Annotated in this window: 21 protein-coding genes; 12 read left to right on the top strand and 9 right to left on the bottom strand. The window is 29.4% G+C overall.

Annotation, left to right across the window (positions count from 1 at the left end):
- Positions 1–148 precede the first annotated feature (148 nt).
- The 4 genes from C4B25_RS00265 (at position 149) to C4B25_RS00250 (ending at position 8550) form a co-directional block, all read left to right on the top strand.
- Positions 149–3175: a coiled-coil domain-containing protein gene (locus C4B25_RS00265; protein ID WP_131613069.1), complete on the top strand. Its 3027-nt coding sequence runs from the start codon at positions 149–151 to the stop codon at positions 3173–3175.
- Between the two features lie 129 nt (positions 3176–3304).
- Positions 3305–6493 (top strand): hypothetical protein, encoded by a 3189-nt coding sequence (locus tag C4B25_RS00260; protein WP_131613068.1) that lies wholly within the window; start codon positions 3305–3307, stop codon positions 6491–6493.
- A gap of 147 nt (positions 6494–6640) precedes the next feature.
- Positions 6641–8044, top strand: a complete 1404-nt coding sequence (locus C4B25_RS00255; protein ID WP_131613067.1) for a hypothetical protein — start codon at positions 6641–6643, stop codon at positions 8042–8044.
- Between the two features lie 95 nt (positions 8045–8139).
- Complete coding sequence (locus C4B25_RS00250; RefSeq protein ID WP_131613066.1) at positions 8140–8550, top strand: hypothetical protein; 411 nt, start codon at positions 8140–8142, stop codon at positions 8548–8550.
- Positions 8551–8573: 23 nt separating this feature from the next.
- On the opposite strand, the gene C4B25_RS00245 is transcribed toward C4B25_RS00250, so the two are convergent.
- Positions 8574–9575: a hypothetical protein gene (locus C4B25_RS00245; protein WP_131613065.1), complete on the bottom strand. Its 1002-nt coding sequence runs from the start codon at positions 9573–9575 to the stop codon at positions 8574–8576.
- A 95-nt stretch (positions 9576–9670) separates the two neighbouring features.
- On the opposite strand from C4B25_RS00245, the gene C4B25_RS00240 reads away from it, so the two are divergent.
- Positions 9671–9976 carry an HNH endonuclease family protein gene (locus C4B25_RS00240; RefSeq protein ID WP_131613064.1) on the top strand — a complete coding sequence of 102 codons (306 nt, stop codon included), beginning with the start codon at positions 9671–9673 and terminating at the stop codon, positions 9974–9976.
- 66 nt (positions 9977–10042) lie between these two features.
- On the opposite strand, the gene C4B25_RS00235 is transcribed toward C4B25_RS00240, so the two are convergent.
- The 3 genes from C4B25_RS00235 to C4B25_RS00225 all read right to left on the bottom strand — a co-directional run bounded on the left by C4B25_RS00235 (position 10043) and on the right by C4B25_RS00225 (position 13032).
- Complete coding sequence (locus C4B25_RS00235) at positions 10043–10480, bottom strand: hypothetical protein (protein WP_131613063.1); 438 nt, start codon at positions 10478–10480, stop codon at positions 10043–10045.
- Positions 10481–10494: 14 nt separating this feature from the next.
- Complete coding sequence (locus C4B25_RS00230; RefSeq protein ID WP_131613062.1) at positions 10495–11169, bottom strand: glycosyltransferase family A protein; 675 nt, start codon at positions 11167–11169, stop codon at positions 10495–10497.
- A 378-nt stretch (positions 11170–11547) separates the two neighbouring features.
- On the bottom strand, positions 11548–13032 hold the full coding sequence (locus C4B25_RS00225; RefSeq protein WP_131613061.1) for a hypothetical protein: 1485 nt from the start codon (positions 13030–13032) through the stop codon (positions 11548–11550).
- 250 nt (positions 13033–13282) lie between these two features.
- On the opposite strand from C4B25_RS00225, the gene C4B25_RS00220 reads away from it, so the two are divergent.
- From C4B25_RS00220 to C4B25_RS00205, 4 genes are read left to right on the top strand one after another with little or no spacing between them, the layout of a single operon-like run.
- Positions 13283–13663: an HNH endonuclease gene (locus C4B25_RS00220; RefSeq protein ID WP_131613060.1), complete on the top strand. Its 381-nt coding sequence runs from the start codon at positions 13283–13285 to the stop codon at positions 13661–13663.
- Between the two features lie 8 nt (positions 13664–13671).
- Positions 13672–14244, top strand: coding sequence for a cytidine/deoxycytidylate deaminase family protein (locus tag C4B25_RS00215; protein ID WP_131613059.1), 573 nt, complete (start codon positions 13672–13674; stop codon positions 14242–14244).
- The gene (locus tag C4B25_RS00210; RefSeq protein WP_131613058.1) at positions 14216–15337 is read left to right on the top strand and encodes a KAP family P-loop NTPase fold protein; all 1122 of its coding nucleotides are present in this window, start codon (positions 14216–14218) and stop codon (positions 15335–15337) included. The genes C4B25_RS00215 and C4B25_RS00210 overlap by 29 nt, the downstream gene beginning before the upstream one ends.
- Positions 15337–15912 (top strand): hypothetical protein, encoded by a 576-nt coding sequence (locus tag C4B25_RS00205; RefSeq protein WP_131613057.1) that lies wholly within the window; start codon positions 15337–15339, stop codon positions 15910–15912. Before C4B25_RS00210 ends, C4B25_RS00205 begins: the two co-directional genes overlap by 1 nt.
- 73 nt (positions 15913–15985) lie before the next feature.
- Here the strand turns inward: C4B25_RS00205 and C4B25_RS00200 are convergent, their stop codons facing one another.
- A complete protein-coding gene (locus C4B25_RS00200; RefSeq protein ID WP_131613056.1) occupies positions 15986–16258 on the bottom strand; it encodes a hypothetical protein in 273 nt (90 codons plus the stop codon).
- A gap of 470 nt (positions 16259–16728) precedes the next feature.
- Between C4B25_RS00200 and C4B25_RS00195 the strand changes: the two genes are divergently transcribed.
- From C4B25_RS00195 to C4B25_RS00185, 3 genes are read left to right on the top strand one after another with little or no spacing between them, the layout of a single operon-like run.
- Positions 16729–17952 carry an AAA family ATPase gene (locus tag C4B25_RS00195; RefSeq protein ID WP_168380644.1) on the top strand — a complete coding sequence of 408 codons (1224 nt, stop codon included), beginning with the start codon at positions 16729–16731 and terminating at the stop codon, positions 17950–17952.
- Entirely contained in the window at positions 17952–18482 is a 531-nt protein-coding gene (locus tag C4B25_RS00190; RefSeq protein ID WP_131613054.1) for an RloB domain-containing protein, read from the top strand. Before C4B25_RS00195 ends, C4B25_RS00190 begins: the two co-directional genes overlap by 1 nt.
- 18 nt (positions 18483–18500) lie before the next feature.
- Positions 18501–18743 (top strand): hypothetical protein, encoded by a 243-nt coding sequence (locus C4B25_RS00185; protein WP_131613053.1) that lies wholly within the window; start codon positions 18501–18503, stop codon positions 18741–18743.
- Positions 18744–18771: 28 nt separating this feature from the next.
- Here C4B25_RS00185 and C4B25_RS00180 read toward each other — a convergent pair whose 3' ends face one another.
- The 4 genes from C4B25_RS00180 to C4B25_RS00165 form a co-directional block, all read right to left on the bottom strand.
- Positions 18772–19287 (bottom strand): hypothetical protein, encoded by a 516-nt coding sequence (locus C4B25_RS00180; RefSeq protein ID WP_131613052.1) that lies wholly within the window; start codon positions 19285–19287, stop codon positions 18772–18774.
- Positions 19288–19543: 256 nt separating this feature from the next.
- Positions 19544–21532: a S8 family serine peptidase gene (locus C4B25_RS00175; RefSeq protein ID WP_131613051.1), complete on the bottom strand. Its 1989-nt coding sequence runs from the start codon at positions 21530–21532 to the stop codon at positions 19544–19546.
- A 139-nt stretch (positions 21533–21671) separates the two neighbouring features.
- Complete coding sequence (locus C4B25_RS00170) at positions 21672–22622, bottom strand: AAA family ATPase (RefSeq protein WP_131613050.1); 951 nt, start codon at positions 22620–22622, stop codon at positions 21672–21674.
- A gap of 357 nt (positions 22623–22979) precedes the next feature.
- Positions 22980–23189 carry a hypothetical protein gene (locus C4B25_RS00165; protein ID WP_131613049.1) on the bottom strand — a complete coding sequence of 70 codons (210 nt, stop codon included), beginning with the start codon at positions 23187–23189 and terminating at the stop codon, positions 22980–22982.
- Positions 23190–23394 lie beyond the last annotated feature (205 nt).

Raw genomic sequence — 23394 nt, 5'->3', positions numbered from 1 at the left:
CAAAAAGCCTTTAAAAACAACACTTTTAACAGTTTTGTAATTTATTGAAATGTTTTCTTGTGAATTGTTATTAACATTTTACAATATATCTGTATATACAAAAATGGTATAATTTAGATACTAAATTTACAATATTTAAGGAGAAAAAATGGGGAAATCAAAGAAAAAAGGTGTTGTTTTATCAGCTCTTGGAGGGCTTGGTCTATTGACATCAATTGGGCTAGGGACATTTGTTGCGTTGGAAGCTGTAGAAAAAACACATGTTTTACATAAGTACAACAACAAATCACAAGTTGGGGACGCTTTTCAAAATGCCAAATTAGAAAAGGTTCAAAAAGAATTAAAAGAGAAAATCGAAACAATCAGAGATAAAGAAGTTGAGATTGCAGGTAACGAAGCTAGAATAGCCGAATTGCTTAAGAGAAAACCTGTAAACAACAAAGAGATTGAGAAGCTTAAAAATACAAACAAAATGAATACAATTCAAGCATGAAAAATGCTAATAAAAATTAAATCTCTTGAAGCTCAACTTACAAAAAATGCCGCGAAGTTTAAAACAGAAAAAGAACAATTAACAAAAGAAGCTGAAGGATTGAAAAAAGATAATAAAAATCTTGCTGCCGACAATTCTCAAAAAGCATCAGAAATTAAAAAGCAATTGAAAGATCTTGCGACAGCCAAGAGTGACTTAACTAAAAAAGAAGCTCAACGTAAAAAAGAAGTTGATGCCTTAAATGCAAACTTAGACATAGTGAAAGAAGCATATGCCAAAGACGCTTCCAAACTTGGTGGAGAGATTGCTAAAAAAGAAAGTGAAATCCAAAACAAAGCAAAAGAAATCGCTAGTTTAAAAATTGATATCGATACAAACGAAAAAATAATTGAAGCTAAAAAGAAAGAAATTGAACAACAAAAACAAATCGTTATTTCTAAAGATGCTGAAATTGTAGCTAAGCAAAAAATCATCGATGCAAAAATTGCTGAGAACAAAGCAAAACAACAAGAGATTGATGCTAAGACTATTGAAATAGCAGATAAAAAAGCTGAAATAGCTAAAAACGAACTTGCAATCAAACAAAAAGATCAAGAAATCAGAGACAAAGAAGCGGAAATTGCAACTAAAAAAGCTGAAATAGCTAAACAAAAACTTGAACTTGATAAAAATGCCGAAACAATTTTAGCTCTTAGAACTCTTTTAGATGTAACTAAAGAACAAAACAAATTAAAAGAAGCCGAACTATTAAGAAATTTTGAAGATCACTTACAAATCGTAAAAGATCAATATGAAAAAGCTATTGCACAACTTAAGAAAAGTTTAGATGATCTTAAAGCTGAAAAACTTAAAAAAGAAGATGAACTAAAACAATTAAATAAAGATATTGCTGATCTAGATAAACAAGCAAAAGATGCGGTTAACTCAGTTTCAGGAATCGACCAAGCATTTATCGATAAAGCTCACAAGAAACTTGATGAACTAAATCTTAAAAAAGCTCAATTAGAAAAAGAAATAGCGGATAAAACTACTGATATTAAAACTAAAGAAGATGCTCTTGCTGCTCTTAAGAAAAGTAATTCTGAAAAAGATAAAAAAATAGATGAGATGAAAAAGGATAAAGAAACTCTTATAAAAGTTATTACTGACCAATATGAGAAAGCTGTAGCTACCCTTAAATCTCAACTGGCAGCAGCAAAAATTGATATTCAAAACAAACAAAAAGCATTAGATGATGCTGATAAAGCGATTGATGCTCTTAAGCAATTAGTAAAAGCAAATAAAGATAACCTTGCACAAATGGACTTAGACCATAAAGCCATTACAGATAAGCTAAAACTAGCTACTGATAAGCATGAGAAGTTAACTGCAGCTAATGCAGCGGCAATAGCGACTCTTGAAAAAGACGTAGCAGATTTAAAAACTGCAGCTACAGCACGTGATGCATTAATCGCAACAAATACGGCTGATATTGCACTTATTAAAGGTATAGCAAAAAATGCTAAGAAGACTATCGATGCTAACCAAGCAAGCATTGCAGCAAACAACACTAAGATTGCAGATTTAGAAACAAGAATGAAAGCAGAAGAAGCTGCAACTGTTGCACATAAAAAAGCAATCGATGATCTTAAAAAAGAAATTGCAGATATTAAAAAGACAAACACCACTTTAGGTGCTTCAATTAAAGCAAATGAATCCGCAATTGCAATTAATAAAACAGCAATCGAAGATCTTAAAAAGATTGTTGATGCAAATAGCACAAGTGTCTCAGATAATGCAAAAGCAATTGCTGCCGTTGACGCTAAATACAAAAAAGCTGTAGATTCTGCCGTATTAAGAATTGATGCAATAGAAACAACAATTAAAACAAATACAACAAGCATACAAGATAACACAAAACAAATTGGCGAAATAAAAACAAAAGCAACTGAAACAGTTAAGAAAATTAATGATTTAGAAGCGAAACATGATGCTGACAAGAAAGCAATTGATGCTTCAATCACAACAATAAATGCAACTCTTAAAACAAATGGAACAGATATTGCAGATCTTAAAAATTCTGAAACACTACTCCAAGCTAGAGTAGATGCTATTGAAAAATGAAAAACTGCAAATGCGCACATTGATACTAAAATCGCAGAATTAAGTAAGAAAAATGCTGACCTTCAAGATGATTTAACAACACTTAAAACTGAAGTTGCTGCCATTAAGAAAAATATCACGGATATGAAAAAAGATATTGCTTCCAATAAAAAAGCTGCCACAGATAATGCAGCAAATATTAAGAAAAATGCTGATAGACTTCATTCTCTTGAGATGGCTGAATACGAAAGACTGGGTGATATTGAAACAAACCACTCAAAAATTAAGATTCCAATGAAAGATTTCCAATCATCAAGTAAGGAATATGTAGTTACTCTGATGAAAAAAGGTAGTTTTGAAATTTACGATCAAATAAGTTTTGTATTCCAAAAATTTGGGAAAACAACTGCTCACTATGATGGGGTTCTTGGTGAATACGATACAACTACAATTAACAATAAAACTATCAGATATAAAAATGCACATATTAACTGAGTAGCATGAATGAAACCAGGTGAAGATCCAAGTGTCGAACTTGACTACAATAGTGATGAAACAAGATGATATATGCAAGTATGAAGAAAGAAAATTACAAAATAAATTTATATTAAAATCAGGCAATCCTGATTTTTTATTTTATGCATTCTTAATGCAAAATAAAGAGAAAGTAAAAAATATCATTTCTATTTCCTTGCGAAAGTTGATTGTGTTTTATAATTATGCTAAATTATGAAAACAAACAAAAAGAGAAGAATTAAAAGTTTGTCTGTCGCCTTTATATCTGGAGCCATTATATTACCAACAGTAACTGCATGCGGTATTTCAAACGAGAATAAAAAGCCAAACAACAACATAGGTATAAGTAAGCCAACTTATGCGTCATTAGGAATTAAAGGGTATAACGGAAAGGCCAAAATAACTAACTTACCTAAAAGTCCAAAAGAAGGTGTACTTATTAACGTAAGTAAAAAGAAAGATTTAAGGAATCAAGACAAAATAACAATCACATATATTGTTGATCCAAAATATAACTTAACAATCAACGGTTCAAAGAGACTTGTCTTTGAATATTTTGTGCATGGATTAAAAGAAAAACCAGTCATCAAGGTTAATGTTGAGAAACCAACTTATACATCATTAGGTATTATGGGTGAATCAGGTAAAGCTACTTTAACTAACCCACCGAAAGAAACAGAAGAATACAGTGTTTTAATCAGTAGAACAAATAACATTAAGAATAAAGAAGTTATTGAAATAACATACGCATCAAAAGATCCAAGTACATATTCAATTAATGGGAAAGATAAAGTTACTTTCACATATGTTGTTAAAGGATTATTTGAGTCTAGAAAAGTAATTGACTTAAAGATTTCAAAACAAACACTTGCTATAAATGTTGTTGGAGAAAATGGTAAAGGTCAATTTACTATTCCAAGTATTCCGCATACTGAAATTACAACAACTCAAAATGATAACCTTTCAAATGGTCAACACTTTACAGTTACAGTTAGAGGTAAACAAGGATATAGCATCAATGGTAAAGCTGAAGTTAAATTTGTTTATGAAGTAAAAGGTTTAAAGAACCCAATAATTGATGTTGTTGTGACACGTCCAAACATCCAATTTCAGGGCTTTGATGGATTTGGTACGTTCATATTACCGAGCATACCAAACATGACCGTTAAAGCTGATAAAACATCAGGATTATCAAACTTTGATACAGTAACTTTAACTATAACTGCGAATAAAGGTTATACAATCAATGGTAAAGCTGAAGAAGTTATGCAATATCAAGTTTTAGGACTTACAAAAAAATCTATTCCCGCACAAAAGTTAGTGCCTGCAAAGAAAATAAATCCTGTGAAAACAGTTACTCCTAATGTTAAAGAAGTGAAAGCTAAGAAACAAGGGTATAACGTTAAAGATCTACATAAAAAAACTATTATGAATGGAAAACAAAAAACACTTGTTGCATGATTTGGTAAGGATCCTGAAGAATCACCAATTGTCTTTATGTTTGGTTTTAAGAAATTTGATTCTAGATTTATCGAAAATGTACCAAAAAATGCTGAGCCATTTATTAATGAAACTGAATTAGAAGAATTCGTTGGATTATTCCTTTCAAGGGTTGCTCATGGTCCTGAACTTCCTACACTAGGAGTTATAACTTTTGATAATGAACATATGATTTCAATGAACACACACGCAGGTGGGTATATTACTGAAGGTGGACTTGCATATCCTTCAAAAATAAAGGATATTCCAATAAGACCTAAGAACCCTTCAAAAACATTAATGTTTATCAACTCTGGTTTAGCCAGTTGAGATAATGCTATTAATGGTTACAAACCAAACTTCAATAGTGTTAAAAGTAAATTTGATAGTATCTTCAGTGTTATACAACATGAATATGGTCATGTATTGAATCATTACCAAACATGACAAAAACCAATATTTATAGGTAGACAAAAGAAGATTGCTCCTGAGGAATTAATACAAGCAGGAATCCACAACGGTTATAGACCACAAAGACCTGAAGGTAAATACATTTCTAAATACTTAATCGAAAGACTTGCAAACATGCTTGGTGTCGATATTAATGACCCAGATAATTCAAAAGAAACTGTGCTTATTGATTTATTGAAAAAGAAAAGGGAAATCAGAAATAACAATGGAGATGAAACCTTTGTTAATAAGCAATTAGCTCTTTGAACTATGAGAGTAATGGTTGGTGATTTTGATAATAATCTTCCAGGTTACTTGAATAGGAATAAAGCTTTTCTATATAAAGGGAAAGTAGTAGATCCTAAATTCTATATTAACTACCATCCTTTCGGGTGAAAGAAAACGTCACCATGAAGTGGAACCTTTCAAGAGAATCACGAACATGGAGAAGTAATGATTTGAAATGATTATTCTTCTGGTTTTGATGAAATGTTAACAAGGATGTTTACTAATATGTTTTCAAAACCTAAATCATATAAAATTGGGGCAACAACTTTATCCAGTCTATTAACTGGATGAGATCCATACTATACATATAAGAAGAATGCATTTAACTTCAGTAGACAAACTGATGGTCAAACAGGTTGATTCTCTAGAACAATAAAAGCAAATGCTTGATTAAAAAATGGTGTTGTTAATGATAATGAAGGGATGACATTCTACCCTTCGTTTAGTAATGATGCAGAAAACCTAATTAAAGATGGTAAAGGATTCAGGGTTCCTATTACAGATACAACTAAAAGAGATAAGATGATCGAATTCTGGCGTGATACTGTTATGGGGTATGGGAAAACCATTTCAACATTTGTGAAGGAATCTAATGAAGTTGTTGGATTTAAAACGGAATTAAAAGCAAAACAGCCATGAACATTAAATTTAATTGGTGGTTGAACCAAGAAACAACATCAATACTTAATCTTAAATCCTTCAGGTACAAAAGAAGGTATTGTGAAACATAATTCGACGGCATATCCAATACTGGATGCACATGGTTACCTTGCCTTTAGAGGTAATCCAGAAGAAACTTGAGATAAAAGAACAATTAACTATGATAAGCAAAAAGCTTGATATGTAGACTTCAGTGAAAAGTATGATGGTGTTGTAGATATTCAAAGACACCTTTCAACTCAAAAATATTCTTTCTGAGATGACAATAATAAAGATGGAGTTGTTCAGAAAGATGAAATTACTTTAATCCCTTGAACTGATGTAAGATCACTTTATCCTAAAACGGGTAAAGTATTCTCTGGTGGAGCACACCAAGCTTATTGACAACCAAGAGCAACAAATCATGTTGGTATGGAAGTTATTGGTGAAGCATGAATGGGAAGTTGATCTGACTTAGAGACAGCACTTATTCTTAAGAGAGATGCCGATGGTAGTGTTGAACTTGCAGAGGAAATAAAAGGCTAGAAAATACGAGAACAATCTCGTTTTTTTATTTTTTAATTTAATTGTGAAATACATTTGTTTCATATATATACAAGTTTGTTTGCTATAATAATTAATGAGTAATAAGAGCATTTTTTAATGTTCTTTAATAAAAGGGAGAGAAAACAAATGAGTAAAATGAATTCGAAAGCATTTGGTTTAAGTGCGCTTGCCGCAGGAACAGTTGTTGCTTTATCAACAGCAGTACCTTTCGTAATTTTATACCAAAACAAAAATAAAGATGATGCCAAAACATCACCACAGGAAAATGCTAGTTCAAAAGAACAAGCTAATGCAAAACAAAAAGAAATAGATAAACTAAAACAAGATTTAAAAGATCAAGTTGAAGCAAAACAAAAAGAAATAGATAAACTAAAACAAGAATCTAAAAAACCTGTAGCTAAGAGTGCTACTGGTACAGATGACTTGAAAAATCAAGTTAGCGCAAAACAAAAAGAAATAGACAAGCTAAAGAAAGAATTAGATGATTTAAAAGCTAAAAACAAAGCAAAACAACCAGCTAAAAACAAAGCAAAACAACCAGCTAAAACAGATCCTTTACATAAATACACATTTAAAAACATTAGTAACATCAACGTAGAAAACGGTTTTATGAAAGAAATTGGCGGAACTATATATGTAGGAACTAAAACAAATGGTTTAATGAAGATAGAAGCGGGTAAATTAGTGAATGTCGATAAAACAAATGTTGAAGAAGGTTTTATAGAAGATGTTAATGGAACTATATATGTAGGGACTAATTCAAATGGTTTAATGAAATTAGAGAATGATAAACTTGTTCCTGCGGTATTTGAAGCAGATGGAAAAACACCAGACACTGATGTTGTTAAAAATGGTTTTATTAAAGAAATTAACGGAGTGACATATGTTGCAAAAGGTTATAATGCAAATGAAAATGGTCTATTCAAAATAGTTAATAGTAAATATGTTCTTGTAGATGATCCTATATCTGCATATGATGGTGGTTTTATGGAAGAAATTGATGGAGTGGTTTACATTGGAGATGGAACAATGGGTGCAGGGCTACAAATTTTCAAGAATGGCGTTCTCGAACCTGCTGTTTTCGATGATAACGGGGCTCCTGATGGAAGAGAAATGAAAGATGGTTTCATAAAAAAATTTAATGGAGAAATTTATGTAGGGGCAGCTTACAACCCAGACGAAAATTTAATTCTTACTAAAATGGTTAACAAGAAACTAAAATGAGTTGAAGCTATTTATCCTAATGGAAAAAAGGAACCTATTCTTATGGGTGTGGATTCAAAAATGATTCAAATTAATGGAAAAACTTTATTAACGGGCATTGATTTTGGAAGAAGCAATACTCCGTCTAATTATAAAGAGATGGCATGACTTCACAAGGGACATCTTGTTCCTGTCGAAAAAGGTGTACCAAATATGTTTAATGGTTTTGTCGAAACAATTAAAAATGTTAATTATGTTGGTACATCAACTGGTATTTACAAAATGGAAAAACAACCACAAACTCTACCGGTTACTTCAATATATTAAAACAACCAAAGTGGTTGTTTTTTAATCGATAGACTGAGTATTTTTTTAGTTAAATCTTAGAGTAGTATAATTAAGATGAAGACGAAAGGGGTATTATGAGGAAAAGATTAATTGCAACAGGTGTATTATCTATTATCGTTACCATCTTAACCATTATTGGTATGGTATTTATAATTAAGCAGGTAATTGAAAGCATTGATTCAGTAAATAGCGGTGTAAAAGTTGAGACTAAATACTTTCATGCTAATTGAACTGGGACGATCTTATGTGGTGTTGCTGGTATATTCAATATTCCGTTATTAGTACTTGGGGTTATTATGCTTATCAAGAGAAAACCTAATGATCCTGCAGCAAGTTTGATATTATTTACTGCAATATTCGCCATTTGCGGTTTAACTATTATTTCTTCTGTAACTTCATTTTTAGCTCTTGCAAAAATTGATAAAAGTAATAGAGAAGAAACAAAAGAAGAGTCAAAAGAAGAGCCAAAAGAAGAGTTGAGCTAATGCTCAACTTTTTTATTTGATTATTATTCTATTGGTTGGATTAAGTTAACTTTCCTATTTCATCTCTCTTTTACCATTTTATGTGCATCTAAGATTTTTGCACAACCTATTGTTCTAAATAAGAAAATCATAAGCCTATAATGCTCACTACTTCTGATTGTTATTATCGATCTGTCTTCGCTGTACTCAAAGGTACATCCATGTGTTCATAAATCAATAACTTCATACATAAAGGGATTAATAACTTTTATTCTTGCTCATTGTTCAGTTCTGACTTTGATAGAACTTTTATCATCGTTTATAGTATTTTTAAATTTAGCTTCATATTTTCTAGGAAAACTTTTATTAAGTATTTTAATTGCTGCGACATTTCTTATATTGATATACATTGGTTCAAAACTTCCTTCTTTAGAACAAACAACAAAGGATTCATCCAAATCATGGATAAGTCTTATAACTTTTAAATCCATAACTTTTTCAGTAACTGAATACCTAATATGCTTAAAGGTGATTCTTGCATATTTGTTTTCCAAAGCTACTTGCTTTAGTTTCTTGATAATTGTGCTTTTTATTATTTCTGATCCATTACCTAAATAGTGTTCATGATCCGCTTCGTGGAAGTTCTTTGTTGCATAAAGAATACTACGAGCTTTCTTTAGGTCGTTTTTATAATAGAAGGTTTCAGAAACCATCGCTCTTTGGAATGAATCGTTAATTGCATTTAATGTATCTGAATTAAAACTATTAAAACTTAAACGTTTCATTTCTTCTCTACCACTCGCTGTAAGCATTCAACCACCGTCAATACCTCTCCTTGACTCTATGATTGGTGCTTGTGTACCTCCATTGGTGTAAATTAGCTCATTAGAGAGCTCTCTAAGGTATTCTTTGATACTTCTTGGTTTAAGGTCTTTTTCAAGTTCGAATGATGTGTTTAAGTAGTTTGTAATGTCTTCAACTGATATTGGTTTGTTTTGTCCTGATAAATATTTTAATATTTCAATTCCTGTTTTTAGTTTTTTCATATACAAATTATATCAAACATACAAAATAGTGTCTATTTAATTAGTAGGATTTAAATACATCTAATTAGATGATAGTGAAAGAAAGGAGGTGTGACATGAGTTTCAATAGAGAACAAAGAATAAAAATATGAAAAAGATATTTCCCTTATAGTAATTCTGCTGTTGATGTTTTTGGGAGAAATATGAATATTAATAACTTTCAAGCAGATCATATTTGACCAGAAGCTGAAGGCGGAAGAAATGTTATAGAAAATGGAATCCCTTTGTCGGCATTATCAAATCAAGAAAAAAATGATGAAGTGAAGGGGATTGTTAACGGTAAATCTTTTTCGGTGAGATGAGATAAAGTTAACAAAGGTATCGGAATGCTATACATTGGAGAAAATAAAGTTTCCAAATAAAAGAGTTTACTAAGGTTTTTTTAAAAACAAACCCCAATTAAAGAGGTTTGTTTTTAAAGTTAATTTTTATATACCTGCATTAGCGATTGCACCTGAGATATCTGAACCCGTTCCTACCACATCTTTTATGAAGTCTCCAATTTTATCTACGTCCCTCCTACTAATAATGGTGCGTCTATTTGTTACGTCAACTCCATGTGGTGTTACTCAACGTGGAGATGTTGTTTTTTGATTTGGGAAATTTTCTCTTCAATAGTATGAATTTGGTTTTGATTCTATATATTGATTTATTTTTTTACAAAGTTTAATTTTTACTTCTGTAGTTAATTTTGAATTCATAATGATGGTTGTGATATCTTCAATTGTTTTTGGGTTTGATGCTTCTAATTTGGTTAATAATGACTGAGCTACATCATCTTTTTTGATGATGCTTGTTTCAACTGGCGTTGGATTAGCGGCGCTAGCGACTAATGTTAATGCTTGTAATGCTAAAATACTTTTCATATTACTCCTTAAAGTTATAAAGCTTTTATTAACTTTATATTCTTATGTTTTTTCTTTAGATATTCTTTGGTATCTTCGTATTTCTTTTTAGGTTGTAAATAATAATGATATATAGCATCAATAAAAATAATCTGCAATTGATGTAGGTTGTTGCTTAATATAAAATCAAGAGTTTCATTAAATGTCAAATTCTCGTCAAATAATTTCATTGATTCTTTGCGTCAGAAGAATGAGAAACCGACATCAAACGATTTTTTAAGAATTGTTTCAGAAGTTTGCAAAAATTCTTTACCCTCCATTTTATATGAATAATATGGTTTATATATTGCATATTGATCTAATGGCATCATATTTAATTCGTGAATATAATTTTCTGAAATTGCATCATCTATATCCAAGAACAGGACTCAACCAGATAACAATTTTGATAATCCTTTATTCCTTGCTTTACAAACACCGGGGTTGGGTTCATGAAGAATGGAATAAACAAAACTATCTTTTATCACTTCCTTTATAAAGTCTTCTATTTTAGTCCTTTTAGAATTATTATTGATGAATATGACCTTGAAATTCTTTGATGTTTGGTTCTTTAAAGAATTAAGGCAAGTTAGGACTTCCTCACCACTCATATTCATAAAAGGAATAATTATGGTGAATGTATTATTTTGATTTATGATATTTGTTCTCACCCCCTTTCTTGCAAGGGAACTAAAAATAAGTGTTGCATTTTAACAACGGAAGAATAAAAGGAATATTAAATAAATGAAGCGGAAGTAAACGGGAGTGCATTAAAGAATGGATACCATTTTTCAAGCGTTGAAAATCTTTGGTAAATAGGTAAAAATGTTGACATATATTTAAAAAATGTTTCAAACATAACAACCACCTCTCTCAAAAGTATCTGTTACTTTAATTTTACACCCAATAAATAAGCAATAAGCATTTTTTAAAACTTTTTCATGGTATTGGATTAAATTTAACATAAAAAATATCGCTCAAAATAATACGAAATCAGTATATTGAGCGATATTTTATTTATTATTCCAGCTATGTTGTATTTTTCCTTTTTATTTAAATCTCTTTAAATATACTTTAAGATTTTTAATTAGAGTTGCAAGGTTTTTAAAATCTGTCTTTGAATTACCTGTTGATTTGCCCTCTACCGTTGATTGAAATGGTCTATTGGAGAAAACAACATGTCTATGAGGTATTATTGAAAAATCCTGTATAGAATTGTCCTTTCTTCTCATATTTTCCACAAGCATATTGAAAGCAAATATATTATTTGATTTAGATATTATGATATTAAATATAACCTCTTCAACAAGTAATCTAGTTATCGTAATTCTTGAAAAAGGATCATTTCTTTCGAGCATAAAAAGCTCTGAGGCAATCTTTTTTAGTTCTTTAAGTTCAGTTTTGAATAATTTAATATTCTGTTCTTGTCTTATTTTCATATCTAAGAAATGTTTCATAGCCTCCGATCCTGTTTCCCTATATTTTGTAAGGAATTTCATCGATTCCAAAAGGTTCATTTCGTTTCCTAACGAAGATAACTCTTTAAAACTAGCAAGTATTTCTAATGATTTAATAAATGAATTGGGTTCGTTATCATTTATTCTATTGAGAAATAAAGAAGGTATTTTCTTTATGTGATTATTCAAGGAGTCATGATAAGTATCTTTGATTAAAAGCAACTCAAAAACACTATTTTTATTTTTGTTTAATGAGTGATATAAAGCAAGACCATGATTGAAATCTTCTGAGTTATTTTTGAGTACAATTTTATAATTATTTAAATCTTGGGTTCCATTGAATTTCAATAAACGATTATAGATTTTTGAAAAGCGATTTAAAACTTGGTTCTCATTGATTCAATCTATGTCAAAAATAGAGTTATATATAGTTGAAAGCTCATCAAAACAATTCTTTATTAATTTATAGAAGTTATTTAGATCATCTTGTTTTGTTGTTGGTGTAAAGTTGAAAAAATATTTCTTCTTAGAGTGAATTAATTTACTTGAAACTTTATAATATTCTTTCATATTAGGAAATTCATCTAATTGCTCTGAAATATTTTTTTTGGAGTTAATTTTTCCCTCTTTTGGGAAGGTTCTTTTCAATAGGTGTTTTATCCAAAGAGTTCCTTCAATAACTTTTCTATAGGAAGCAAGTGAAGAATAATGTGCTTTATTTATGGAAAAAACTACGAACTCTTGCATTGCTATTCTAATGTCTTCTAATATTTCTTTTTCTCTGCATTCCTCCATACCACTAACAATAAAACTAAGAACCACTTGGAATGTATCTAAAAAAGAAAAAGTTTTATTGATGTCTATTTCGGAGAATGTGTGAAAACCAAAAGGGAATATCTCATTTCAAGAAAAAATAGTTTTAATTATAAGTTCATTCCTTTTATTTTTGCCAGGATTATCGTAAAAATTCAACACTTCCTTATACAAAATATCGTTTCTTAAAATCATTCTCATGGGTGAAAAAGTTTTTTGTGGATGGGTATCCAAAGTTCTTAAAGTAAAATCCTCTTTAAACATATGTACTCCTTTTTGAATTTCATGTTAAAAATGCTTCGACGCATCTCCGCACTCAATTGGTTGTATTTATTAAATAAATGTTGGACAACAACTTAGCATCATCGTTTATATGAATTATATCAAACATACAAAATAATGTCTATTTAGTTTGTAAGATTTAAATTGAAGGAAGTGAATTAACCTTCCTTCAAACTCTTGTTGTATGCTCACCTCAAGAGGAAAGAAACTGAGCAAATAAGGAGGTATCACTATGTCTGGAAATAGATATGGAGATCATGGTATTGAAAGAAAAGTATGGGACAACTACTTTGGAGTTGTCAACGAAGCACGAGACGCATTTGGACACAGGATTATTTGAACTCATTATGATAGAACAACGCAATTTGGCTGAACATTGGATCATATTTGACCAAAAAACCCATGGAAAGCTAAAAGGAGAGGTTCTGATAATTACAAAAATTTGCAACCACTTTGCATAAGGTGTAACAAAGAAAAAATAAATGAAATGTCTGGATATGTTGATGGGCAATTCTTCTCAATCACCCCAGCCAGTCAAAAAATATCTAATAATGGAGAAATAAAAATGAATGGTCGTATGGAGGTTGAAGATGAAATACAAACGATATATTAGGGGTAAATATGAAACTAACAAAATTAGGTAAAGAGTTAAATACTCAATTTGAAAAATATAAAAAAGATGATAAAAGAGCTGTGCCTGTGATGGCGATGGCTTTTAATGAAAAGAAAGGTCTATTTTTTGGGCATTGTTGAAATGAATCTCAGAAAAATAATTCCAAAGCAAAACATGCTGAAATATTGCTTTTGGAAGAAATTGACAAAATAAAAAAAGGTGCTCCTTTTGATATTGTAGTAACTTTAGCCCCATGTTTTAAATGCTTTATGGAGTTGTATAAAAATGACAAAATAAAAAATATATATTTCATTTTTGAAAAAACTTGAGTTTTAAGTAAAGAAGAAAAGGTGATTAAAAAAATAATCGAGGATAGTAAAGGTAAGATTTCAATTATCAAATTTCCTAAAAGCATTAGCAAGAAATCTATAAAAGGTGTTGATGCTTGAGGAAAAGAATTGACGCTTCACTTGAATAATAACTCTAACAATAAGAAAAGAGGAAAAGTTAAATATATTCAAGAGAATAAAAAAATAATTTTAAAGGAGAAAAATGAAACAAAAACTAAAAAAATATATTAATGAAAAAAATGTAATCGCTTTAAATGGACCGTTCGGTGTTGGTAAAACAACATTATTAAAACAATATATCAAAGAAAATTCATGTGATAAATTTATTTTATTTAATGCATGAGAGTTTGATTTTGCTGAAAATCCTAAAGCTGCATTCTTGTTAAGTGTTTATAAAAGTATATATAAAGAACTTTCAAACGACGGTAAATTGGATGAACTATGAAAAGAAGGGTGAAAAAATATTTTAGCCTTGTTAAAAAACGGTTTAAAGCATAGAGGATTTAGTTTGGAGGGTAATAAAGCAAATTATGAAATTGATTTCAAGGAATATGTCAGCACAAAAAATTTAATCCTCAACATAAAAAATAACATAAAGAAGATTTGCGATAAATATGAGGGTAATGTAATTTTAATAATTGATGATCTAGATAGGGCGAGACCAGACTTTTCTTTGGAAATATTTGAAATCGCAAAACATATATTCGATGTTCAAGGATTAAGTATTATTTTGGTTTACAACAAAGAAACAATGAATGAAGTTCTTAAAAAGAAATTTGGTGTAATTAGAGGAGAAAAATATCTAGAAAAGTATATTGATCGCAGAATTGATTTTAAAGAGGAAGGGATATATGGAATGTTTCTGGAACCTATTGGGTCATCAGAGGGCTATATATTTTCAACATTTTTACAACAACTCAATATTTTTTTACCTATCTCAAGAAGAAAAATAGAAACAGTTTTAAAATATAATAATTGCGAAAATGTCGTAGGTGTAATCAACGGGAATAGTAGGAGTCGTGTCACATCGATAGATTCAATTTTATGAACCATAATAGTCACTTTTCGTTGATTTGTAAATGATGATCCTTTTGAAAGGGTGGTGAGGAACAGTCAAACCAATTTCATCAAAATAAAAGAAAAGTATAAATGAATAATAAGGGACATCTTTAATAACTCATGATTTGGAGAAACTAGGGAAAGTCCTGATTGACAAAAATTTTCTGAAATCAAAAAATTAATTAATGCAGATGATTTTATTGAAAATCAGTTCCTTAGGGAAGAACGAAGGGTATTGATGCTTTTAGAAAGGAATATGATTTAATGAAAAAAATAAATTACAAACTTTCAATATTTGAAATAGCTTTAATTGGTATTTTACTTTCATTAGCTGTAACTGCTAAATACTTTGATAATTTTATTCCACATGTACATCCACTGCATATAGTGTGTTTAATAACTGGTATTGCAATTTTGAGAACTATACCTTCATTCTTACTTGTTGGGTCTTATGTATTGCTTTCTAGTGTGATTTTTGGCGTTGAAGGACCAACTCTAATTGCAAGTGTATTGCATACTTGTGAATCACTCACATTATTACTTATTTGTATCACAACAATCTATAAAGAAAAATCAAGAATCAAACACCTAATATTATTAATTTCATTGATTATTATTTCTTGTATGCTTTATTTGTTCATTATGATTTTAGGTGATTCGGAATACACAAGAGTGACTAATTCAAATACACCTTTTTGAGAAAGAGTTAGATTAGCACTAATATATCCAGGGGATTGAATGAATTTAACGGTATCTTGTGCATTCTCAGTTGTTGTAGCACCTATTGTATATTCAATACTAAATCCATTAATTATAAATAAACTAAAAGTTAAATATTAAAATAATATAACATGTGTTCCATTATAAAAAAACAAAATTAAAAAGTTGGTTTAAAGTCCAACTTTTTTAATCTTTATTCAATTTTACGTCAAAATGAATTGTTCATTCAACCAACATAATCACCAATTTCAAAGATGAATATATCAGCGTTATTATCTGTTATATTTTTAATTTTTTTTCTAATATTTCTAAGGTTAAAAGATTTTTTAACGATGAAAAATCTTGTTTTTTTATCCAATTTAATTGCGTCTAGTGATTCAAATAAATAGTTGTGTACAGCATTACTGTAATTAGCTTTCTTGCTATTATCTGTTATATTTGTTATTTTAAAATAAATTCCTAACATTTTCTCTCCTCTTTTTATTTAAAGTGTTTTATTTTAACTATTTTGGTTTATTAGTTTTTCTAAAATTAGTGCTTTTTAATACTATTAATAAAATCAAACCTAAATCCAATTTTTAAAAGGAATAAGTTTGATCTTTTTGTTGTTATTTATTTTTAATTTTCGGATTTTTTGAAAAATGACCTGATACGTATACAGTCTTTGCAACATGATTAGGCTTACTTCTTCAATAAGGTTTTACATAATGTATTTTATTCATTTTTGTTCCTTTCTGCCGAAAATATTTTATAATTTATTTGAATGTTAGATAAAGGGAGTTTCGGCTCTCTTTTTTTATCTATTTTTATTATACACATTTTTTTATGACTTTGGTGTAAAAAATAAAGATTTTTCATTTTTCCACCAAATATTTTAAGGGTAATAGTTTTTAAATTGGTATTTTAATGTATAATTTTCATATAAAAGGAGGCGATATGTATTTAAGAAAACTAAAATTTAAAGGAATAAAGGGTGCTTGCGAATCACTTTCTATAGATTTAACTCCAAAGACCAGAAAGTTGTTTAATAGTAATGTTGAGTACTTTAACCTACAAGAAAACAAAAATGATTTTGGAGCTTTAAAACAAGCAGCACTGATAGGTTTGAATGCTTCAGGTAAAACAACAATATTATTGGGAGCGACACTTGGATTCCAATTATTAACTGATCCAATTAATGCATATTCACATGCGCTAAAACACCATTTGAACGCATTTAATAAGGAAGCGCTTTCATGAGAATATGAATATGTTTGTCAAAACAAGACAACTGGGAATGTTTATAAATATTTCATTGAATTTGAATGAAGTGCAGGTATTTTTCAAAAAGAAAAAATAACTGTGACAGAAGCGAGCAAGAAAAATGTTAAACAACCATTTGTTCTTTATGAACTTAAAGATCTTGGCAAAATAGAAATAAAAGGGAAGGAGTATACGCATCAACCTTCAACCTCTTTATTTTCATTGGTTAAATTTGGACAAGTTACTCCGCAAATAAAAGACGTTTTGGAAGAACATATAAATCTTTTTTATGATCTTAATTTTATTTTTAACTATGGACCTGAATTTAGTAATCTTCCAAGTGCGGGTATTTTTGCTCCGCCAAAAAATAAATTAGGGGAAACGTATATCAAGATCTTAAAAACCTTTGACCCCATGATAAAAAATGTTGAAACAAACCCCATGGGTGTGCCTGAATTTATCCTAAAATCACCAAAATGTTCGGGAGTTTCAGAATTGAGGGTTTCAGCAGAACAACTACCATCTTATCTTTCCAAAGGTACTATGTCATTCATAACAATGGGACATCAAATCATGGATTCTATTTTTAGAGAGAAACCTACTACTTTCGGTTTTGATGAGCTGGATGCTTCAATGCATACTGGGCTATTTAAATTTGTATTTGAACTTATGAGGTACTCAAATTCACAATATATTTTTACAACACATTCATCAGATATATTTAAATTAAACTTAAGGGATGATCAAATAATACAAGTCCAAAAAAATGAAGATGGAGATATTTCAACATCAAGGGTATCGGATATGGAATTTAATACAAATGAAAAAACAGAAACTAATTTAAAGAAAAATTTCTTATCTAAATTAGATAAAGAAAAACTTTTTGAAATTTTCGGAATTATGGATGAATTCAAATAATGATTATATATGTTGAGGGTAAGTCAGAAGAGTTGTATCTAAAAGGTGCTCATGCAGATGGGAAAATAAATCCAGAAATTATTGATGCTAAGTCTGAATTAAATATATTTGATTGTAACATTGGTTCAATCGATAGATATATATCTGTAGAAAATGAAGATGTCATTTTTCTTGTAGCTGATACTGATGACGAGGTTACGAACAATAAAATTTTCGATGCGAAAGAAATAGCTAAAAGAAATGATTTGAACTTTACAGTATTACAACAACACCCTAATTTCGAATTCTTCATTTGTTCTCACTTTGAAGATTTTGAAGGGATAGATGAAACTTTATCATTGGAAGATCAAAAAAAATTTATGGAGGATTTTTTAGTATCTAAAAAAATAGAAAAAGCATATCTTCCAAATGGCAAGTATAGATGAAAACATAAAACACTAAGATACGACAAAATAAAAGCGGCGGGAGGAAATTATAAAAATGCAAAAAGATTTAAAAATAACAACGAAATACTATGTATATTGGTCTAATTTTGGTAATATTTAGTTATGTTAAATAATATAGTAAATGTTTTAGCAGTCAAATTTGATATTGAAAATAATTTGATTGCCGTAAGAACTTTAGAAGAGGGTGTTTTGTCTTGACCTGAATTAAGAAGTCAGATTTTATTATTTGATAAACATTTTTCTATTGTTATCAATGGTGAAAAACACGCCTTTCAAATAAATGAGGAAACGTTGGAATTAGATAAACCTGATTTTGAATTATTATCAAAAGCTGAAATATTTTAAAATTAACGCCAAAAAGAAAAAACCGAGATTATTCTTGGTTTTTTCTTTTTGGATCATTGGCTATTTTTGCAGAAATAACATCCAGTTCTAATTTAATTATTATGCCTTCGAAAATTATATTAATTAATGGCAAAAAGGTTCAGATAGAAATTCTAGAAACTTTTATTCATTGTCTTAATCCTTGCGGTGGTTCAATTGAAAATTCTAATCTCTTTAAAATAGAATCTAATGTCCTTTTACCAAGTCTTACATCTCGCTCGTATTTACTGAGTATATACAAAGAATGACTATAAGGGGCAACAGCTCAAACAATGGTGCAAATGAAGAAAGAACCTAAACATAAAGAGAAAAGTGTGCTTAAAGTGTTGAAAGTGGTGCTTCCATATGCGGTGAGGTCTTCCACCAAGTATACAACAACACCATATAAGAACATTTGAAATATCAAAAGAGAAAGGTGGAATCATGATGCTTTATGAATTGTTTTCCTTACTGCTTTTAAATCGATCTCATATTGTTCTAATACCCTTTTATTATTTTGATTCATGTATACCCCTTGTTCATAATGCTTTTATGTATACCACCATCATACTCTTCATTGGAGGGAGGTGGTGTGTTTGACACTGTGAAAGCAGGGTGTTTGTGAAACGAAATGATGACATTAAGATCTGAAAACAAAGAATTATTAAATTCATATCCATATTACCCTTTGTTATAACTGGATTTAGCAAATATGAAATTGGTGTGAATTTCACACGACAAAACCCAAGATTATTTTTGAGTTTTCTAATTGCAAATAATTATTAGATTTCAATATCTATTTCAACGCCTATTAGTTGAGAATTGTTAGTTAAGAATTCTTTGGTATTGAGTTCATCCCCAAAAATATCAATAACAATTGTTGCATTTTGTTTTTGAAGTATTTTTGTATCAAATAAATCAAGTTTTTTAATCCTTATTGCTGTTTGTGGTTTGGCTTCATAGTCTTCATCTAGTTTTTCGTTTTCAAGAACTTTAATTTTTAATTCATCTACACTTCTTAGTATGGATTCTCTATCAAAATACGAGGTGTGCGAATTGAAGTATTTACCATTTTCATAACGCAATATATTTTCGCTTAAATATTTGCTTCCATCGTTATATTTTTCTTTAGCAGTTGTTTTTAATTCTTCTTTTTCTGGCTCTTTTGAGTTAGAATCATAAGTTACTATTTTAGAATCAATATTGTGAATGCTATACTCTTCCCCAAACATTGGGGCGTGTTCTACAAAGTGCGATGATGTCAATTTTATATAGCTGTAGTTATTAGGTAAATCTAAATCAAAGTAAAACGGTTCCTTTCCAGTGAAATCCATGCTTAAATATAACCTTATTTTCGGCTTTTCATAACTTATGGCACCAAATGCAGATGATTTGTTTGAGGGTGTTTCTCTTTTAGCTTGACTAATTACAGTTGCTTTTGCTTCAAGAACATTAAACCCATCCTCTACTATTTTACCTACCATTCTCGAGATTTTTGGTGTTGCAAAAGAAGTGCCCTCCATTCCAAAGTTTTCATTTGGAGCAAATGTTTTTAATAAGGTGGTTCCGTCTAAATTATAAGGCCCGCCAAAATGGGAAATTTCAGGTTTTTCAAAATGTAAAATAGGTCCAAATGATGAATATGGAGAAAAAGTGACTAATTTTCCTGTCGCTGTTGAAGAACCAACAGAAAGAGAATTTAAGGAGTCTGCAGGTTGATTTAATGACTTCAATCCATAAGTTCTTCTATCATTTCCAGAGGCAACTATGAAAACAATTTCGTTTTCGAAACACAATTGATCTAAAAGTTTGCCGAGCTCTGAGATTATTCTACTATATGGATTTTTAATAGCACCCAACGATAAGTTTCAAACTTTCACATCCCTGTTATTTAAAATTAATTCTCTTAATTTCCTTGATAGATGAATAAAGGAAACTGTTGCATTCCCAAAAACATCTTTTTCTAGCACTTCAAAATGTTTTACATTAAAAATTCCACAACCATCTTTTTCATTCATTAAAGAATTAGCAATAATTAAAGAAGTTACAGCAGACCCGTGTGTATAATCATGGGGTCTTGTCTTATCTTCTCTGTGGTCTTCATTAGATAAAATGTATTTGTTGAATGGAGACCCTAAATTACAACCCGAATCTATAACCCCGATAATAGTTTTGTTGGGAGTTCCTTTGATTTCGAATTCTACCTCATCTTTAACTTCATTCAATAAATTTACTCCAAATGTCGGCATTTTTGACGTTCCGATAATAATGCCAAACCGACTCACTACCTCTAGTTCTTCTTTGGTTAGAAAAGCGAAAAGAAGTTCACTGTCATAATTATCTTCTCTAAGAATGTTATTTGATTTTAAGAAATCTACTACTTCTTCAATATTAATTAATCGAACCATGTTTAGCGAATCAAATTTTTCAATGTTTAATTTGAAATTTATATCCCTAATAACAATTTCATCTTTTCGACTTGTTTTAAGCTTTTTTAAGAAGTCGTTATAAACTTTTGTTTTAATTGATGAATAATCATCGGAATTTATTACAATTTCTAAATTGGAAATAAGCCAAAGGATATCAGCTTTAAAGAGTTTATAAAATAATAAAGTTTTTTCTTTCCCACTCTCGTCATAAAAAGTGTAAACTCCACGTTGTTGTATTTCAGTTAAGTCTGTATATTTTTTACCAAAAGTAAAACGTTTAGATTTTGCTGGAATGGTATCATACTTAAAATTAACTATATAGTACTCTTGGGTAGTTCTCAATATTTATATGCATTTTGAATGTAAATACTTTAATAAAGATAGGTTGCTCTTAGCCAACTTAAAAAGTTTCTTTTTTTCTGGTGTTTTAACACCTCCTCCAGGGTGGTTTTTATATTTTTTACCAAATTCATTATTAACCCTATAGTTTTCCATATTGTTCCCCTATTCTTTTTAATAAAACTTTTGTTCTATCTGAAATAAATTCTTCTTTAATTTTTAATAATTCTTTAAATTTAAAAATAAAGAATGTGTGTATATCAAGATCTTTAAATATTAAAGATTCTATTTTAAAATTATTTATAAATGAGTTTAAATCTGAAATAGTAAAATACTTTTCTTGATATTCTTTTTTTATTATCGAGAATTTTCTATGGGAATATTCGAATCCTTCATTTTCTAAAATCTGCAGAAAGTTGGTTACACTTATTTTTTTACCTTCAATATTTATGTTAAACCTTCTTAAAATAGCCTCATCAATAAGATTTATAATATTTGTTGCGCCAACAAATATTATGTTTTCTTTTAAAAGATCTATAAATTTTATGAAGGTTGCCACAACCCTGCCATGCTCTCCAACGTCGTTTGAAGCATCCCGCTTTGATACCAAGGAATCAATTTCATCCATAAATACTAACATTCTCTCGCCTTTTGACTCTATATTTATTTCATGGGCAAGCTTTATAATATTTAATTGGGTTTGACCCATTCTGTAATTTACTAATTCTTCAGTATTTATTTTCCTAATATTTAAATCTCAAATTTTCGATAACTCATTCACCAACGAAGTTTTACCAGTTCCAGTTTCCCCGTGTAATAATATTTTAAATCCATTAACATCTTTTATTAATTTATTATCAGAAAAAATCTTATTCAATTTATTTAACTCTGCTTTATAAATAAAATTAATCCCAGTATTTCTCGAAGTATCGGTCGAATAAATCCTTTTGTGCTTTGTTGCGAAATTCTTTTCTAAAAAAATAATTTCCTCTTTTTTTAATTTTTCACCCCTTAATGCGGTAAAAATTTTATTTGCATCGGATGATGAGAGGTTTTCAATCACCTTGCTTAAATCTAATAACTCTTTTTTCATATAGTCTCCTATCTAATCTTTAATTATTATAGCACTTAACTAAAATAATAGGTCGCTTATAGTGAAATTCAATACACTTAATTATAAAAAAACATCACTTATCGATAAAAAGTGGGCATTTAGATAAATATGAATAGCACACATTATCATGAGTGTGAAGTAAAAGTAGGGCATCTTTAATATATTTAAATTCATATCTACCTCATTTCTTGTCGCAACTGACTTTTGTGAATTTGTGAATGTGAAGTTAGCATGTATTTTGTATAAGAAAACCCAAGGTTATTCTTGGGTTTTAAAATAAAGTTAGATCATTATTTTAAATATGTTTTTAGCGCTAATGTAAACAGTACAAAAAAATTATTTAAAGTTCATTTTTTCTGAAAATGAATATTCCATTTCACTAACTCCGGGATTCGTCGATAATAAACGCTTAACCCTGATTTTTTCTCCAATAATTAAGTCAGGACAATTTATTATTCTATTTGCTAACCTACCATTATCATCAATTCCTCTATAAATTTTTGTTTCTCCTTCTGATTCAATAAATTCTATAATTTTAAAAATCATTTTTCCTCCTTCGTTGAAATTATTATAATTCAATACTTTAGTATGGAGATAACCGTTTTAAATTTAATTACATTCCATCTTTGCATAATAAGTTCTTTCTATTATCTAAACATTCTTTATAGTATGTATTATGAGTATTATCATCAAGTTCTAATAACAAAGAATAATTAAATTCATATCTATATTATTCTTTGTTGAAAGTCTT

The organism is Mycoplasma todarodis (genome assembly GCF_004335995.1).
Lineage (GTDB): Bacteria > Bacillota_I > Bacilli_A > Mycoplasmatales > Metamycoplasmataceae > Mycoplasma_K > Mycoplasma_K todarodis.
This window is presented reverse-complemented; position numbering and strand designations above follow the sequence as displayed.